Source organism: Xanthomonas sp. CFBP 7698 (assembly GCF_003600855.1).
Classification (GTDB): domain Bacteria; phylum Pseudomonadota; class Gammaproteobacteria; order Xanthomonadales; family Xanthomonadaceae; genus Xanthomonas; species Xanthomonas cannabis.
The window spans coordinates 75,033-92,267 of the sequence record NZ_PRDN01000002.1; the positions used below are offsets into that span (position 1 = coordinate 75,033).

At 67.8% G+C, this 17,235-nt stretch carries 13 protein-coding genes and 1 pseudogene; 5 read left to right on the forward strand and 9 right to left on the reverse strand.

Annotation, left to right across the window (positions count from 1 at the left end; translation table 11 throughout):
• Positions 1-7: 7 nt before the first annotated feature.
• Positions 8-634, reverse strand: coding sequence for a DUF47 family protein (locus XnspCFBP7698_RS08100; RefSeq protein WP_039412104.1), 627 nt, complete (start codon positions 632-634; stop codon positions 8-10).
• Between the two features lie 272 nt (positions 635-906).
• On the opposite strand from XnspCFBP7698_RS08100, the gene XnspCFBP7698_RS08110 reads away from it, so the two are divergent.
• Together XnspCFBP7698_RS08110 and XnspCFBP7698_RS08115 are read left to right on the forward strand one after the other, a co-directional pair.
• On the forward strand, positions 907-2,247 hold the full coding sequence (locus XnspCFBP7698_RS08110; protein ID WP_104580116.1) for a hemolysin family protein: 1,341 nt from the start codon (positions 907-909) through the stop codon (positions 2,245-2,247).
• Entirely contained in the window at positions 2,231-2,902 is a 672-nt protein-coding gene (locus XnspCFBP7698_RS08115) for an exopolysaccharide biosynthesis protein (RefSeq protein WP_166743137.1), read from the forward strand. The genes XnspCFBP7698_RS08110 and XnspCFBP7698_RS08115 overlap by 17 nt, the downstream gene beginning before the upstream one ends.
• Before the next feature lie 371 nt (positions 2,903-3,273).
• On the opposite strand, the gene XnspCFBP7698_RS08120 is transcribed toward XnspCFBP7698_RS08115, so the two are convergent.
• Complete coding sequence (locus XnspCFBP7698_RS08120; RefSeq protein ID WP_039409367.1) at positions 3,274-3,774, reverse strand: pyridoxamine 5'-phosphate oxidase family protein; 501 nt, start codon at positions 3,772-3,774, stop codon at positions 3,274-3,276.
• Between the two features lie 60 nt (positions 3,775-3,834).
• Entirely contained in the window at positions 3,835-4,836 is a 1,002-nt protein-coding gene (locus tag XnspCFBP7698_RS08125; protein ID WP_104580115.1) for an LLM class flavin-dependent oxidoreductase, read from the reverse strand.
• A 458-nt stretch (positions 4,837-5,294) separates the two neighbouring features.
• Between XnspCFBP7698_RS08125 and XnspCFBP7698_RS08130 the strand changes: the two genes are divergently transcribed.
• Positions 5,295-6,704, forward strand: coding sequence for an MFS transporter (locus XnspCFBP7698_RS08130; protein WP_047697581.1), 1,410 nt, complete (start codon positions 5,295-5,297; stop codon positions 6,702-6,704).
• A gap of 25 nt (positions 6,705-6,729) precedes the next feature.
• Here XnspCFBP7698_RS08130 and XnspCFBP7698_RS08135 read toward each other — a convergent pair whose 3' ends face one another.
• The gene (locus XnspCFBP7698_RS08135; protein ID WP_146093208.1) at positions 6,730-8,454 is read right to left on the reverse strand and encodes an ABC transporter ATP-binding protein; all 1,725 of its coding nucleotides are present in this window, start codon (positions 8,452-8,454) and stop codon (positions 6,730-6,732) included.
• A 97-nt stretch (positions 8,455-8,551) separates the two neighbouring features.
• The gene (locus XnspCFBP7698_RS08140; RefSeq protein ID WP_104580114.1) at positions 8,552-9,607 is read right to left on the reverse strand and encodes a serine kinase; all 1,056 of its coding nucleotides are present in this window, start codon (positions 9,605-9,607) and stop codon (positions 8,552-8,554) included.
• A 156-nt stretch (positions 9,608-9,763) separates the two neighbouring features.
• Between XnspCFBP7698_RS08140 and XnspCFBP7698_RS08145 the strand changes: the two are divergent.
• Both XnspCFBP7698_RS08145 and XnspCFBP7698_RS08150 read left to right on the forward strand, forming a co-directional pair.
• Positions 9,764-11,318 (forward strand): annotated as a pseudogene (locus XnspCFBP7698_RS08145) (radical SAM protein).
• A 149-nt stretch (positions 11,319-11,467) separates the two neighbouring features.
• Positions 11,468-12,682 (forward strand): nucleotidyltransferase family protein, encoded by a 1,215-nt coding sequence (locus XnspCFBP7698_RS08150; RefSeq protein ID WP_104580112.1) that lies wholly within the window; start codon positions 11,468-11,470, stop codon positions 12,680-12,682.
• A 243-nt stretch (positions 12,683-12,925) separates the two neighbouring features.
• Here the strand turns inward: XnspCFBP7698_RS08150 and XnspCFBP7698_RS08155 are convergent, their stop codons facing one another.
• The 4 genes from XnspCFBP7698_RS08155 to XnspCFBP7698_RS08170 form a co-directional block, all read right to left on the reverse strand.
• A complete protein-coding gene (locus tag XnspCFBP7698_RS08155) occupies positions 12,926-14,038 on the reverse strand; it encodes a glycosyltransferase family 4 protein (protein WP_104580111.1) in 1,113 nt (370 codons plus the stop codon).
• Positions 14,035-15,165 carry a glycosyltransferase family 4 protein gene (locus XnspCFBP7698_RS08160; protein WP_104580174.1) on the reverse strand — a complete coding sequence of 377 codons (1,131 nt, stop codon included), beginning with the start codon at positions 15,163-15,165 and terminating at the stop codon, positions 14,035-14,037. Before XnspCFBP7698_RS08160 ends, XnspCFBP7698_RS08155 begins: the two co-directional genes overlap by 4 nt.
• A 133-nt stretch (positions 15,166-15,298) precedes the next feature.
• Positions 15,299-15,997, reverse strand: coding sequence for a class I SAM-dependent methyltransferase (locus XnspCFBP7698_RS08165; protein ID WP_104580110.1), 699 nt, complete (start codon positions 15,995-15,997; stop codon positions 15,299-15,301).
• On the reverse strand, positions 15,994-17,223 hold the full coding sequence (locus XnspCFBP7698_RS08170; RefSeq protein WP_184385224.1) for an amidohydrolase family protein: 1,230 nt from the start codon (positions 17,221-17,223) through the stop codon (positions 15,994-15,996). The genes XnspCFBP7698_RS08165 and XnspCFBP7698_RS08170 overlap by 4 nt, the downstream gene beginning before the upstream one ends.
• Positions 17,224-17,235: the final 12 nt, after the last annotated feature.

Genomic DNA, 17,235 nt, shown 5'->3' on the forward strand with positions numbered 1-17,235 from the left:
GGCGACCTCAGCTGTTCTTCAACACGATCTGGTACACCACCACCCCTGCCTCGCGGCAACGGTCGATGGCTTTTTCCAGGATCTCGAAGAACTCCTTGAGCAGGAACATCTGCAGCGTATCCAGGCGGCCGGAATAGATGTCGCGATACAGCTCGAGCATCAGACGGTCGGCCTCGTTCTCGAGCATGCGCAGCTTGTCGTTGAGCGCGGTCATGCGATCGATGTTCATGCGTGGAAGGTCGTCGACCATCTCCACCACCACCGCGGCAGCCTGCTCCAGCATCGCCGCGCGCGGGGCGAAGTCGATGTGTTCCAGGTGCTGGGTGGCCAGCGAATAGCGGTCGGCGAATTTTTCGACCTGCTTGGGAATCTTGTACAACGCCGAACCCAGCGCTTCGATGTCTTCGCGCTCGATCGGGGTCATGAAGCTGTCCACCAAGGCCTGGCCGATCTTGTCGGAGGCAGCGCGTTCGCGCAGGCGGGCGAGCTTGAAGGCGTCCAGTGCGGGCTGCCGGTCGGACTCGCGCATCATGGCGTGCAACGCCTTGGTGCTGTCGTAGGCGGCCTGCGCCGCTTCGTTCAGGAGCGAATAGAACTGCTTGCCGGAACCGAAGATGGTCTGCAACGAGAACATGGGTGGAGAACTTCCTGCCGTCGAGGGAGGACGGCACCAGGGGCGAATTATGACCGGTCCATGACCTGTCTGGGTATATCGACGCCGCCTGTGGCCTTCACGCCGGCATTTCCCGGCTCGAACCACCCTGTGGTTTGCTACCATGCTTGCGCGCCTTCGGGCGCACCCTATGGAAGACGACCCTATATTCCCCCGTTGCCGCCCCGCCCTTGCGCGCGCCGGCCAACCCCGTGCTTGCCCGCCCTCCCCTTCACTGACCGGGGAAGACGCCCGTGGTTGAGTTTCTGATTGTCATCGCCCTGATCCTGTTGAACGGCTTCTTCGCCATGTCGGAGATGTCGTTGATGACCTCGCGCAAGAGCCGCCTGAAGCAGATGGCCGGCTCCAGCAAGCGCGCCGCACGGGCGCTAGCCCTGGCCGAAAGCCCCGAGAACTTTCTGTCCACGGTCCAGATCGGCATCACCCTGATCGGCATCCTGACCGGCGTGTTCGGTGGCGAGGCCATCGGCGAGGCGATCAGCAGCTGGCTGCAGGGCGTGTTCCCGGCCTTGTCTGCCTCGTTCGAGCTGGTCGGCAAGCCGCGCCCCTACTCGGTGGTGATCGGCAGCACCCTGGCCGTGGCGCTGATCACCTTCCTGACGTTGATCTTCGGCGAGCTGGTGCCCAAGCGGCTGGCGCTGCGCAACTCCGAAGACATCGCCGGGGTGGTGGCGGTGCCGATGACCTGGCTGGCCAGGATCGCCGCGCCCGGCGTGTGGATACTGGCACGCTCGACCCGGCTGGTGCTGCGCATGCTGGGCATGGGCAAGGACGAATCGGCATCGGTGACCGAAGAAGAGATCCGCATGCTGGTGGCCGAAAGCCACGAGGCCGGCGTGATCGACGCGCACGAGCGCGACATGATGAATCGCGTGATGCGACTGGGCGACCGTACCGCCGACAGTTTGATGACCCCGCGCAACCGCATCGCCTGGCTGGACGCCAACGCCGAGCCGGAACGTAACTTTGCGGTGATGCGCGAGCATGAATTCTCGCGTTACCCCGTGTATCGCGGCAGCGACCAGGACATTGCTGGCGTACTGGAAGTCAAATCGCTGGTCACGCGCATGGGCGGGCACGGCGAGAACCTGTTCCAGGCACTGCGCGAGACCTTGTTCGTCTCCGAATCCACGCACGCGATGAAGCTGCTGGAGATCTTTCGCGAAGAGCAGCAGTCGATGGCCCTGGTGGTCGACGAATATGGCGAGATCCGCGGCCTGGTGACCATCAGCGACCTGATGGGTGCGGTGGTCGGCCGTCTGCAGGCGGTGGAAAACACCGACGAAGATGCGCTGGTGGTGACGCGCGCGGATGGCTCGCTGCTGATCGACGGCTCGCTGCCGGTGGAAGAGCTGCGCGAGGTGCTGGGAGCCGAACTGCCGGATGCCGACGAAGGCGACTACCACACGCTGGCCGGGCTCTGCATTTATTACTTCGGCCGGATTCCGCAGGCCGGCGAATTCTTCGACTGGGCGGGCTGGCGGATCGAGATCGTGGATCTGGACGGCGCGCGCGTGGACAAGTTGTTGCTGAGCCGCGTCGGCGACGAGGGCAGCGATGACATCGTCGGATAACGGCGCGCCGCCTTCGGAGGACGCCGGCAGCGAACAGATGCGTTACCGCAACGAAGGCATCCGCAGCCTGCTGGCGGCCTTCAGCGACGGCGACCCGGAGCACGTGTTGCGCGTGCGCGAGATCCTGGCCGATCTGCAGCAGAGCGCATTCGGCGTGTTCCTGTTCCTGGCGATCCTGCCATCCTTCATTCCCATTCCCGGCGTGGCCGGCGGCATCAGCGGCCCGCTGACGGTATTGATCGGCCTGCAGATGATGTGTTGCCTGCGCAAGCCCTGGGTGCCGGGGTTCATCGGCGACCGTGGCCCGAAGCGGCGCACCAGCCAGCGCTTCGTGGCGAAGCTGGCGCCGACCCTGCAGCGGCTGGACCGTCTACTCAGGCCACGCCTGCATGGTGTGCTGGACCGCATGCCGGCGCAGGTGTTCACCGGGGCGCTGCTGGTACTGGTTGGCGTCCTGCTGACGCTGCCGATCCCGTTCACCAACTATCTGTTCGGGCTGATTTTGCTGTTGTTTGCGCTGGCCCTGCTGGAGCGCGATGGCGCCCTGATGCTGGCGGGCTGGGCGGCGGCATTGATCTCGATCGCCGTGTTTGGCGTGACCTCGGATCAGTTGGTGGACCTGATTCGCGGCTGGTGGCCGGTGGCCTGGCGTTGAGGCTGCGGTCACCGGCGGGCGTCGGTGTGCCTCGCTGATGGAGCTTGGCTGCGCGTGTGTCGGTGGTGGAGCGTGCGGTGTGCTGGCCCGCGATGGTTTGGTGACGGTATTGGCTGAGCTGGCTTGGTGGAAACTTTCCTGACGGATCTCCGCAGCGCCGATCTGTTTCCGGCGCGCTGAGGTGATGCGAGCGACCTTACCCTCACCTCAACCCCTCTCCCGCAAGAGAGGGGCTTACACGCCCCGCGCGCGGTGTTACGCTACACGCGCGCCGGGAACCTGCACGCCACCTCGCTCTTGCCCGGCAAGGGCTGATCGTCTCTTGTCTGGCAATGGGCTGATCGTCGTCGCTACACCAGCTCAGGTCTTGCTCACTTCAGATCGACCACGCGGTTGTCCGAAAGGCTGGCGGTGTCGTCGGTCACGGCGGTCATGACGAAGTACAAGGCCTTGCCGAGCAGGCCGCTCGGGCCGTCCCAGTATTCGGCCGATTCGGCACGCACATGGATCAGGCGCAGGTTGGGGTCGTCCTTGCCACCGGGGAAAAACACCTTCATTGCCGGCGACCACAATGCATCGATCTTGGCGCGGTCGTGGACGACACGCGCAGTTCCGGCGACCGACACATAGGTGTTCCTGGATGCCGACGCGTAGGCCACGTTGACGCGCGGGTCGGCGGCGATCTCGGCCACCTTCGGGCTGTCGGCTGCGGTGGCAAACCACAGGTCGCCATCGAATTCCACTTCCTGCGTGCCCAGCGGACGGCTGACCAGCTTTCCGTCCGCCGACACGGTGGTGAACATCGCGATGTCCACGCCGCGAATCAATTCCGCCAATTGCTTGATGCTGTCGCTGCGATCCTGAAATTGCATGCCTGCCTTCCTGATGGAGATGCACGCATCTGAGCGGATCGCCGCGCAAAGCGACGTGAATCACGCAGTGGTCACGTCCAGCTCGCGGCAGGCGGCGGCCGCGAGTTCGAACGAGCGCAGACGTGCGCTGTGGTCGTAGATGTTGGCAGTGAACAACAACTCATCGGGCGCATGCCGCTCGATGAAGGCCGCCACGCCGTGCGCCACCTGCTCCGCATCGCCCAGCACCGTGCATGCAAGCGCACGCTCCACGCCGGCGCGCTCGTGCGGCTGCCAGAAGGCGTCGATGTCATCGATCGGCGGCGGAATCTTGCCGGGCCTGCCGCGTCGCAGATTGACGAAACTCTGCTGCTGGGTGGTGAACAGGCGCCGCGCCTGCGCCTCGGTGTCGGCCGCCACCACGTTCAGCGCAAGCATCGCGTGCGGCTTGGCCAGCTGTGCGGACGGGCGGAATTCGCGGCGGTAGATCGCCACCGCTTCGTCCATCGCGTCGGGCGCGAAGTGCGACGCAAATGCGAACGACAAGCCCATCGCCGCCGCCAGCCGCGCACTGAACAGGCTGGACCCCAGCAGCCACACCGGCACGTCCAGGCCGGCACCGGGAACCGCCTGCACCAGCTGTCCCGGCACGGCGGGCGCGAAGTAACGCAACAACTCCGCCACATCCTGCGGGAACTGGTCGGCGCTATCGAAATAACGGCGCAAGGCACGCGCGGTGGGCTGGTCGGTGCCGGGCGCGCGCCCCAGCCCCAGGTCGATGCGCTGCGGATACAGCGAGGCCAGCGTGCCGAATTGCTCGGCCACCTGCAGCGGCGCGTGGTTGGGCAACATGATGCCGCCCGCACCGACACGAATGGTCTTGGTGCCCCCGGCCACATGACCGCTCAGCACGGCGGTGGCCGCGCTGGCGATCCCGGGCATGTTGTGATGCTCGGCCAGCCAGTAACGCTGGTAACCCCAGCGCTCGGCGTGTTGCGCCAGATCGAGCATGTTGGCGAAAGCGTGGGTGGTGTCGCTGCCTTCGCAGACGGGCGCCAGGTCGAGCACGGAAATGGGCGTCATCGGACGGCTCCGGGAGAAGTGATGTGCAGGAAATGGGGCTGTCCGGGGGGATTGCCAGCGGTTTCATTGGCGCTGAGGGGATTACAGCATTCCAGCAGTCGGACAACGGGTGGGTTATGGGACTGAGTAGCGTCAAGCATGCACTGGGGGGCTGCAATGAAGCGGAGTGCTCCGTGGCCTGCCTGACTCTCGGCACAGGGGCCCTCGCCCAACCCTTCTCCCGGCGGGAAGCGGCTATTCCTTCTCCCGCCGGGAGAAGGTGGCGCGTAGCGCCGGATGAGGGCAAGGGCGAAGCCTGGTGAACCTTGGGGGCACGCTTGTCGTGCTGTCCGCTGGTGTTCGTATGCCCAGCGCCATCTTGCTTGCAGGCGAACGCCTTGACTGCGCCGCGAAGCGGGGCCGCTGTGGGATCTGGGCACTGCCTATGATGGCGCCGCTCCGTCTACGACTGGCTGCACATGTCTCCGATTGCCGCGCCTGCCCTTGTACCGCCCTCGCCTTCTGCGCAGATCGCAGCGAGGATCGATCGCTTGCCGGCCAGCGCCACCCTGTGGCGGCTGGTTGGCCTGCTGGCGCTGGGCGGCTTCTTCGAGCTGTACGACCTGTTCCAGACCGCCTACATCAGCCCCGGGCTGATCGCCGACGGTATCTTTGCCAGCGGTGCCGACGGCGCGTTCGGCATGTCCGATCAGGCCGCGTTCGCGGCGGCGACCTTCCTGGGCCTGTTTGTCGGTGCTGCGCTGCTGAGCCCGTTTGCCGATCGCTTCGGGCGCCGTCCGGTATTCACCTTTGCGCTGGTCTGGTACACCGCCGCGACAGTGGCGATGGGGCTGCAAGACACCGCCACCGGCATGATCGTGCTGCGCCTTCTGGTTGGCATCGGGCTGGGCATCGAGCTGGTCACCATCGATACCTACCTGTCAGAGCTGGTGCCGCGGCACATGCGCAGCGCAGCGTTCGCATTCGCGTTCTTCGTGCAGTTTCTGGCGGTGCCCGCCGTCGCGCTGGCCGCCTGGCTGCTGGTGCCGCACGCGCCGCTGGGCGTCAGCGGCTGGCGCTGGGTAGTGCTGCTGAGCGGCGTGTTTGCGTTGGCGATCTGGTGGTTGCGCAGCCGCCTGCCGGAATCGGCGCGCTGGCTGGCCGCGCAGGGCCGCCACGCCGAAGCGGACGCAGTGCTGGCGCAACTGGAAGCCCGCTGCATGCGCGATCTCGGCGCGCCGTTGCCAGCACCGCAGGCGGCCGCTGCACGGCCAACCGGCCGGGCAGAGGTCTCGCAGTTGTGGCGCGCGCCGTATCGCGGCCGCATCGGCATGCTGGTGGTGTTCCATGTTTTTCAGGCCATTGGCTTCTTCGGCTTCGGCAACTGGCTGCCGGCGCTGATTGCCGCCCAGGGCAACGGGGTGAGCAAGAGCCTGGGATATTCGTTTGCGATCTCGCTGGCCTACCCGCTGGCGCCGCTGCTGTTGCTGCGCGTTGCGCAGCGCTGGGAAAACAAGTGGCAGATCACCGCATCGGCGCTGGGCGCGGTGGTGTTCGGGGTGGCGTTCTCGCTGCAGCAGCAGGCCATCGGCATGGTGCTGTGCGGCGCCATGATCGCGTTCTGCAATGCCTGGATGAGTTTTGCCTATCACGGGTACCAGGCCGAGCTGTTCCCCACCACATTGCGCGCGCGTGCGGTGGGCTTCTGCTATTCGTTCAGTCGCCTGTCCACCGCGTGCAGCAGCGTATTGATCGGCTGGTTGCTGAGCCGGGTCGGCAGCGACGGCGTGCTGGGCTTCATCGTGATCAGCATGTCGATCGTGGCGAGCGTGATCGCCGTGTTCGGCCCGCGCACGCGCAATCGTGCGCTGGAAGACATCGCCGGTTAGCGGGTGCGCAGTGGCGCTGCGCGCATCATGCGCCGCGCGTGGTGGCGAGCGCCGCCCTGCCCCGCGCCTGCGCGTCAGGCGCGGCGCCCAAGGCCACCGTGCGGTCGGCCACCGCGGCCAGGCTGGTGCGGTGCGAGACCACGACCAGCGCGGTCTGCGGCAGACGCTGCCGCAGCATGCACAGCACCTGGTGCTCGGCATCTGCATCCAGCGCGCTGGTGGCTTCATCCAGCACCGCCAGGGCGGGCTGACGCAGCAACACCTGCGCCAATAACAACCGCTGTACCTCGCCCCCGGACAGACGGCTGGCTTGCCCATGGATGACGGTCTCAAGCCCCTGCCCCTTGCGCTGCAGGCGTGCGCGCAAACCGACGTCGCTCAACGCGTCCCACATGCGCGCCTCCGGCACACCCGGCAGCGCCCAGTCCAGGCAATCGCGCACGCTGCGCTGCCACGGCCGCACGCCCTGCCCGAGGTAGGCGCCATGCCGGACCAGCTGCCGGTAGGCGGCAAAATCCAGCCGACGCCCGCCCATGTGCGCATCGAACAGCTGCGGTGACGTCTGCCCGGACAGCACGTCCATCAGGCTGCTCTTGCCGATGCCGGACGGGCCCACGACCAGGGTCATTTCACCCGGCACCAGCACCAACGCAGCGATCTCCAGCCGGGCCAGCGGCGGCGCCAGCGCAATGCGCTCGATCTGCAGCGCGGCGGGTAGCGAACAGGCGGCGACGGCAGAAGCCGGGGCACGCGCGGCGCCCAGATCCACATGGCGCTGCCACAGTTGCAGGGCCGGCCAGGCAGAGCGCAGTTGCTGCACGCTTTGCCGCGTGGTGACCAGATAAGGCAGCAGCCGCCCCAGCAGCAGACTGACCGTGATCAGCGCGGCACGCACGCCGCCTTGCCATAGATTGGCCAGCACCAGAATGCCGGCGATGGCGGCCACTGCCGTGACTTCGAGCACCAGTCGGCTGCTGGCCACCAGTGCCTGCTGTTGTGCATAGCCCTGGCCCAGGCGCGCAGAGATGCGCTCGTAATGCCCGGTTTCCACGTCCTCGCGCTGGAACGAGCGCACGTGGCGCAGACGCCGCGGAAAGTCCTCGCTCAACCAGAACAACCGAGTCATGTCGGCCACGTAGTCGCGGCTGATGCGCGCCTGCGCCGCGCTGCTGGAAAGGCGCAGACCCAGCCACGCAAGCAATGCCAGCAGCGGCGTGGCAAGCAGCAACGATGGTGCGATCAACACCGCAATGCACAGGCTCACGGCGGCCGTAATGCCGGCCACCAGCAACTGCAGCACGGCACTGAAGCCCTGCGTTGCGATCTCGATGTTATAGGTCAGCACGTTGGCGATTTCGGCGGAGCTGGTACCCGCCAGCGCGGGCAGCGGCGCATCGATCAGGGCGGTATGCACACGTCGGCGCAGGCCCAGCGCATAACGACTGGTCAACCGCGCCGCCAGCCGGGCACCCTGCCAGCGCAACGCGGCGAACACCAGGCTCACCACCACAAACAGGCCGGCCTGCATCGGCAAACCACCCGGCACGGTGAGTCGATAGCCGGCCAGCTGCACGCCATGACCGGGCTGGACCAGCGGAACCAGACACACCGCCACGATGCTGCCGACGCAGGCGGCCGCCAGCGACAATGCCACGTACATGATCATCGATGGCACATCTGCCGGCACCAGCGTGCCGGCGAAGCGGCGCAGCACGGCCACCACGTCATGGCGAGCGATGGCCTTATGCATCAGCAGCGCGCAACGCAGTGCTGCGCCGCGTCCACAGCACTGCGACATGCCGGGGCGGGCGGCGCGCAGTCTGCGCACGGCCATTGCGGCGGTGGGTTCATCGCAACACCTGCAGCACCGCCTCCAGCGAGGCCTGCGGCCGGGCGCCACGACGCAGGGTCGACATGCCGATACGCTGCACCTGAGCCACAAACCGTTGCCACCCCGGCTGCCCGGCCGCATAGGGCTGGTCGCGTGCCAGGCACTCGGCGATCTGTGCGGTGGGCACCGGAACCAGGCCCGGCGCGGACGTGCCGGCCGATAGCGGGGAGAGCATCACCACCGCACACAGCTGCAAGGGCGTGGGCGCCAGCGTGGCCTGGCCATGACGGATATCCACTTCGAACTTCTCCACGCCGCTGCGACGGACAATGGTGGGCGAGGCACTGATCCAGGCGCGCGTGCGCGCATCGACCAGCGCAAGCGCCTCGGGCCGCAGATGCAGAAAGTTGGCCACGCCGGTGGTCAGCAGGCTGTCCGGCGCCACGAACACGCCGTCTTCGGCAACAAACTCCAGTCCATGCAGCAGGCAATGCAAGGCGAGCGTGGATTTCCCCGCGCCGCTGGCGCCCAACAACAGCACGCTGCGCCCACGACGGCCGACGCAGGCCCCATGCAACGGCACCAGCCCCATGCCACGCGCGGCCAGCAGGAACACGGCGAACTCGATCAGCTCGTAACGCACGTGATAGGCGTGCGCCAGCATGTCCTCGGAAACCACCAGCATCGCGCGGCGCTCGGGCACCGAGAGCATCAGATAGTTGCAGGCATCCATGACCCCGCACACCAGCCCGCCGACGGCGTGCGTGCGCACCGGCGGCGGCACGGCAACACGGCCGTGCGATACGCGCGGCAGCAGATCCAGGCTGATGTGGAACTGCGGCGCGCCGGGCAGGTGATGCGCCGGCAACCCGGCATACGCGGCATCGACCAGCGCCAGCAGCGCGTGACTGTCGCTGCTGAAGTGGAACAGCGCACCGAGAATCTGCCGCTGCACGCTGAAACGACGCGGCCGCTGCTCGCCAAACGGATCGGCGGCCAGCACGCCCGGCGTGGCCAGGGGTGCGTGCTCGCCCGGCGGCATGTGTTGCGCCAATGCAGCCGACTGCGGCATGCCTGTCCATCCATTGCATCGATCAGCCGGTGGGTGCCGATTCGCTACACGAAGGTTGCATCGACACGGGTGATGCATCGCCGCGCCGCCGTCCCGCCGCTGGCAGCGCGACAGCGCAACCAAAGACGCCTGCATGCGCACCTACTGCCGAGCCGAATGCCGGTGCCTGCGCACGCCGCCGCTGCGCGCCACCTGGCGACAGAACGAGAGCCTTGTGCAGATGCTAAAGATCCAGGTCAGTCATTCGTATTTCCTGCGTTACGACCCCAAGCAATGGGAGCGCGGCAAACCGTACCCGCCCTTGGCGACGCTGCAGATTGCCGCGCTGCTGCGCGAACGTGGCCATGCGTTGAGCCTGTTCGATGCCATGCTGGCCGACGATGTCGAGGAGTACGCCGGTGCGCTGCAGGACGCGCAACCGCAGCTGGTGGTGTTCTACGAGGACAACTTCAACTTTCTCACCAAGATGTGCCTGAGCCGGATGCGCGAGGCAGCCTGCCGCATGATCGGGCAGGCGCATGCAGCCGGCTGCCGCGTGCTGGTGGCGGGCTCCGATGCGTCCGACAACCCGGATGTCTTTCTGGCTGCCGGCGCGCACGCAGTGCTGATTGGCGAAGGCATCGCGCCACTGATCGAACTGATCGAACGCCTCGAAGCCGACCCGCAGATCGCCACGAGCAAGTGGCTGGCCGGCGTTGCGTGCATCGCCACCCGCGATCCTGCCGTGGTGCGCGCGCATCCGGGTGCCCAGCCGCCGGACGCGCGCCTGAGTGGCCTGCCCGCCTGGGACCTGGTCGACATGCCGCGCTATCGGCAGTTCTGGCAGCAGCGCCATGGCTATTTCAGCCTGAACATGGCGGCCTCGCGCGGTTGCCCGTTCCGCTGCAACTGGTGCGCCAAGCCGATCTGGGGCAACCATTACAAACGCCGCGGCGCCGAGGACGTGGCCGCCGAGATGATCCATCTCAAACGCAGCTTCCAGCCCGACCACCTGTGGATGGCCGACGATATTTTCGGCTTCCACATCGACTGGGTGGAAACCTTTGCGCAACGCCTGACCGAGGCCGATGGCGCCATCCCGTTCACCATCCAGACCCGCGCCGACCTGGCCAGCGAACGCATGGCTGCGGCACTGGCGCGGGCCGGATGCGCGGAAGCCTGGATCGGCGCAGAAAGTGGCAGCCAACGCGTGCTGGACCGGATGACCAAGGGCACGCAGGTCGCCGAGGTGATCGCGGCGCGCCAACGCCTGGGAGCACAGGGCATCCGCGTGGGATTTTTCATCCAGTTGGGATATCTGGGCGAAGACCTCGACGACATCCTGGCCACCCGTGCGCTGGTGACGCAGGCCAACCCCGACATCATCGGCGTCAGCGTGTCTTATCCCCTGCCCGGCACCAAGTTCTACGAAGAGGTCAAAAACCAGCTGGGCGGCAAGACGCATTGGCAGGACAGCGACGATCTGGCGATGATGTTCCATGGTGCGTACGACTCGGAGTTCTATCGCAGCGTGCGCGACCTGCTGCACACCCAGGTCGATCTGCAACAGGCACGCGCCGGCATGGCCGCCGACGCATTTGCACGCGCGGCCGAGGCGCTGGAAGCACGCTGGTCTGCGCTGATCGCCGTTGAACATCGCCACCGGACCGAACCGCTTGCCACGCTGGCCGCGCGACAACCACGGGCGTTGGCCACCGTGCTGGTGGGCTGAGCAGATCCGTGGCGCGAGTTCGCTGTGCACGCCATGTAGCCACCTTCATCGCGGCACCCTGCGAGCCGCTTGACCGCACCACCCCCGCGACGCGTTTCAGACAACGACGCGTCGCGACACCTCCCTTCGACCTTCCGGACCACGCCCGCATGCAGCCTTCGCTCCGTACCATCAAACACGGCTTGCACACCGCCACCGAGCAGTTGGCGCACGAACTGGCACAGCCGGGCGACAGCGCGCCGCAGTGGGACCGGCTGCAGTGGCAACTGGCGGCGGCCGCGGCGGCGGCACACGGCGTCTCCCCGCTGCTGCAGCGCCGCTCGTTGTGGCAGGACGCGCAATGGACGGCCTTTCTCACCGAGCAACGCCGCCATGTCGAAGACCGCCACCGGCGCATTGCCGTGCTGCTGGCCCGTATCGACAGCGCCGCCCGCAGTGCCGGCATTGCCCTGGTGGGATTGAAGGGCACCGCCTTGCACCGGTTGGGGGTGTACCTGCCCGGCGATCGCCCGATGGCCGATATCGATCTACTGGTGGCGCCGGACGCCGCACCCGCGGTTGCAGCGGTGCTGTGCGAGCTGGGCTACACCGCCTCGTTCGAACAGTGGAAGCACCAGGTGTTCAAACCCATCCGCGGCAATGCGGTGGCCGGACTGGGCGAGCATCGCGATGCCCCGATCAACATCGAGCTGCATACGCGTATCCAGGAGCGCCTGCCGGTGCGCGGCGTGGACATCACCGCACGCATCTGGCTGGAGCATGCGCAGCCGGGCCTGAACCCGTATCCGTCGACTGGCGCGCTGATGAGCCACCTGCTGCTGCATGCCGCTGGCGGCATCTGCCATCGCAGCATCCGCCTGATGCATCTGCACGATCTTGCGTTGCTGGCCACCCGCATGGGGCCGCGCGATTGGCAGGAACTGTGGGAAGACCCGGCGGTGTCGCCCTGGTGGGCATTGCCGCCGTTGTTGTTGCTGCAACGCTACTACCGCACGGTGGTGCCGCCTGCGGTGATGGCCCGCCTGCATGCGGAATGCCCGCGACTGCTGCGCAGACGCGCCGCGCGACAGACCCTGACCACCGCGTCGTGCTCCAACCTGTGGTTGTCCGCCCTGCCGGGGATCGAATGGTCCGGCTCCCTGCACGAAGCGCGGCAGTATCTGCGCGAGCGCGTGGTGCCCTCGGCCGAGAGCCGCAAGGAGCGCGCGGACATGCTGCTGACCCAGTTGTGGCTGCAGGACCAGCCATGGGTGCGCCACACCCAGGCACGCCGTCTGATGACGCGACTGACCCGGCCGGTGCCCCGCACCGACATGCTGTATGTGGTGCGTGCGGCGCTGGAGGGCTATCTGCAGCCGGCGTAGCAGCAAAGCGATTGCGTGTGTGCCATGCCGCGCGACGTCTGCAGCGGCTGAAGGTGCAGCTCAGCAGCGCGGCGTTGTGCGCGCTGGTCGGCCCATTGCCGCCGCGTGCCGGCTGCCACGCGCTGCGCCACGGCCGCATCGGGCGCGATGGCCCGTCGGCCAGGTGCACGGTGCACTCCGCAGCTGCGCCGCAGGCTGGGCACGCCTCGACGCCGACCGCCCTTCCGCGCTATACCCGACCCATCAAGACAACGGCCGTGCGTCGCATACCTGCCGATAGAGCTGCTCGAACAGGCGGGTGGTGAACGCGGCATCTTCGCGCACTGCGCGGCACTGCGCCGCCCAGGCCAGGCGCAGGCGCAATTGGTCATCGCCGAGCACCTGCCGGACCGCCTCGGCCATTCCGGCCCAATCGCCGGGCGGCACCGCCAGTGCCGAAACCGGCGCCCATTCGACCAGATGGCCGACCGCCGTGCCGACCGTCGGCACACCGGCCACGGCCGCTTCCAGCAGCACCATGGGCCCGGCTTCGTGCAACGAGGACAGCAGCAACAGATCGGCCGCCAGCATGATCGGGCGCAGCTCGCGCTGGGTCTTGAAGCCCAGAAAGCGCACCTGATCCTGCAGGCCCAACGCCTGCACCAGGCGCTGCATGGCGCCATCCAGGGTGTCCACACCAACCATGTCCAGCGTAAAGGCGACCCCGGCGCGCTTGAGCGCGGCCATCGCCTGCAGCAGGGTGCGCTGGTCCTTGACCGGGTTGAGGCTGGCGACGTGCAGCAGGCGCGCGACCGCACCCTGGCGGACACGCGGTGGCGCCACCGGCCAGGCACGCAGATCCACACCCAGCGGCACGCGCGTGGCAGCGATGCCCAGTGCCTGCAGCGAGGCGATGATGGGTTCGCTGGCCGCAGTGACCCGATCGGCCAGCCGCAGGATCACCGCCTCGCGCAGGCGGCCGCGCCATTTGCGGCGGCCGCCGTAGCCGATAGCGTGCAGCGCCACCAGCTCGCCACCGGCGATGTGCACCGCGCTGGGACGCCGCAACAGGCGCGCCGCCGCCACCGCGATGAGGCTGCAGTAGCCGGAAAAAACCGCCTGGATCACATCGAACGGGGCGCGACGATGCTCCGCCACGATGGCTGCGACCGCACGCAGGCGCGTGCGCCGCGCGCCGATGTTGTGCACCGTGGCACCGCGCAGCATCCAGGTATCCGGCAAGGGCTCCTGGTGCAGCACGAATACATGCACCTGGTGATTGCGCGCCAGCCAGTCGATGAGGGTCAGGAACACCGGGATCACCCGCACCTCGCCGCTGCGGTCCACCCCACCGGGCACCACCAGCGCCAGTTTCATGCCGCGCTCCCGCGCAGAGGTTTGAGCAGGCTGGCGTACGCCTGCGCCCAGCGCTGCCCGACTGCGGCAAACGACAGCCGCGCATCGAAATGCGCCCGCACCTGCGCACGGGCGGGCCGCTGCCGCGACACGCGCAACAACAGCTCCGACAGCGCATTGGCATCGCCCACCGGCCACAGTTCGCCCATGCTGCCGGCATCGCTGAGCGCGCGGAATGCGGGAATGTCGGTCAGCAACGGCAGCGTTCCGCAGGCGTAGGCCTCCAGCGCGGCGTAGCCGCAGCTCTCCGTATGGCTGGCCGAGACGAACAGGTCGCTGGCCCGCAGCAAGTCCTGCACCTGTGCATGATCGACCTTGCCCAACAACTGCACGCAGCGCGCCAGCCGCGGGTCGTCGCGCAGGCGCTGGCGGACCTGGTCCATCAACGGCGCCTGATCGAAGACGCAATACAGCCGCAGGCCAGGCAGCATGCGCGCGGCCATGGCCACCGCGTCGAGCACGCATAACGGGTCCTTGGCAGCGCTCAAATGGCCGACCCAGAGCACGCAGGGGTCGCCCTGCAGCCGGGTCTGTTCGCGTGCCAGCAGGCGATCGCCGGGAGTAAAGCGGCTGCTGGATTCGGGAATGGCAACCAGCTGCGTCTGCGGGCGAAACAGGCGCGCGCGCAAGAATGGCTGCGCCAGCTGCAGCGAGGTGAACGCAATCCCGGCAGCGGCGCTGTAGCGCGCGCGCCACAGCAGCCTGCTCCACCAACGCGGCGGACGATTGGCGTGGTCCTGCAGCAGCAGTGGCACGTGCGGCAGCCTGCGCGCCAGCCGCCGTGCATCGCCGGCAAATTCCAGCCCGTGCACGTGGATCACGTCGGCGTCGATCTCGCGTAGCAGCGCGCATAGCGTGCGCGCCCGTGCGGCGCTGCCCCGCGGGCCAAGTGGCGCGAAGCGATAGTCGATGCCGCACTGGACGATGTGCTGATCCAGCGCCGAGGCCTGGATCACCGTGACCCGCACGCCGGCACTGGCAACGGCCTCGGCAATGTCGGCCAGCGACGGCCATTGCGCGAACACCTGCGCCGCGCTCAGACCGTGCGGGGTAGGAACCAGATTGAGCTGGGCCACGTGCAGGCTCATGACGCGCAGATCGCCCGTGTCGAATGATGCGTGCGGCCGCAACCCGCAGCCGCGCAAGAGACGACGTGGCCGCAGTGCAGCCTGGTCTGGCCACTCAGCGTGCGGCCGTACACGGCCACTGCAACCGCACCGGTCACGCGACGCGACGCAGGCGCAGCACCAGCGCCACCGGTACCTGCAACGCGGTGCGGTCGAAGTTTGCGCCGGCAGGAATGTCGGCCGGGTCCAGCATCGGCTCGGCCACCGCTTCGATCGCAAAGCCCAACGCGGCGCAGGCCGCATGCCAGTGACTGTACAGATGCTGGGTGTGGCGCACGGCGTAGTGCCGGCCATCGGCCTTGAAATCACGACGCCACCCCAGTGCATGGCCGATCGGATGCACGTCACTGCACATCACCAGGCCATCGGGACGGGTTACCCGATGCAGTTCTTCCAGCGCCGGCCACAGGCGCTGCAGGTGGCCCACCACCAGGCCGCAGACACTGAGGTCGGCCACCGCATCGGCCAACGGCAACTGGTCCAGGCTGCCCTGCTGCAGGCTGACGCGCGCGGGCGGCCACTGCTGTGCCAGTTCGGTACCGGCGCGCTGCAACATCTGCGGCGACAGGTCGACACCGGTCACATGCCGCGCGCCGCGGCGCAATGCGTGCTGCATGTAACGGCCGCTGCCACAGCCGGCGTCCAGCACGTGCTGGCCCTGCAGGCTGGCCGGCATCAGGCCCAGCATGGCGCGTTCTTCGGCCAGCATCACCGGATTATGCGCATGCGGCGGATACGCCTGTGCCCACAGCGCGTATGCGGCAGCGGGTTCGAGCACCGGAACGGCATTCACGACGCCACTCCCATCGCGCTCACTGCGCCCATTGCCCTGGTGCTCGCAGGTGCGAGCGGCTGCACACGGTGCAGACCAGGCTCCAGCGCCAGCACGGCGGGATCGGCGAGCGCCGCATCCAGCAGCTTGGGCCGGCCATCCAGCACCACCGGCACGGCCGGAACACCGGCTGCCGCGAACCACGGCGCAAAATCCGGGTCCGCAATGCGCGGCTTGCCGTTGCGGATCACCGCACGCAGCTCGCTGCGTTGACAACCGATGACGCTGTCGGCGGGCTCGCCGCCGCGGTCGCGCACGATCACCAGATCCGCAGCGGCGCCCGGAGCGATGCGCCCGCGCCTTGGCATGCGCAGGATGCGCGCGGACCGGTCTGTGACCAGGCCCAGCAGCAGGTCGGGCGCCAGCCCGCTGTCGGCGGCGATGCGCAGTTCTTCGAGCAGATCGCGCGCGCCGCTGACGCGCGAGTCGCTGCCCAGCGCCAGCCGCCCGGCCATGCACAGCCGCCAGGGGTCGAGCGTGCGACCCAGCAACGCCAGATTGCTCGACGGGCACCACACCACCGCCGCACCGCGCGCGATCACCCGTTCGATCGCCTGCTCGCCCAGGCCCACGCCGTGGATCAACACCGTGTTGGCAGCCAGGCAACCGAGGCGGTCCAGGTCGTCCAGCTCCGCCCGTGCCACCGCATCGGTGCCTTCTGCCAGATGGATCATCCACGGATGCGTGGAGGGCGTGGCGGCGAAACTGGCTTGCACCGGCGGGCCATAGCCGGTCCAGCCGAGTGCGTAACTCCAGCCGAATTCGTTGAGCACGCCGACCGGGAAATCCGCCTCATCCAGGGTGGCGTGCCAGGGGTCGTGCTGGGCCACGCAGGTGACGCCGGCCAGCAGGTTCTTCAGCCCGCCGTGGCGCAGCCGTACCGCCTTGGGCACGCGCAGCGCCGCAGCGACGGCCGGATGCTGGAAATGCGCCTGAAATGCTTCGATCCAGGCGTAGCTGTTGGGGAAAGGCGCACGCTGCGGCAGCGGCGGCACGCAGTTCACCTGCAGATGCTCGTGCGCATTGACCAGCCCCGGTGCCAGCACATGGCCGGACAGATCCAGGCGCAGGGTCGCGGTGCCCACGGTGCCGCCGAAGCGGCCTGCGCGCAGGTTCAGCGCCGCGCGCGACGGGCCGGCCAGCGTGATCGAGCGCGCACCCTGCAGACAGACGTCGGCCATGGACATCGGCGTCTCCAC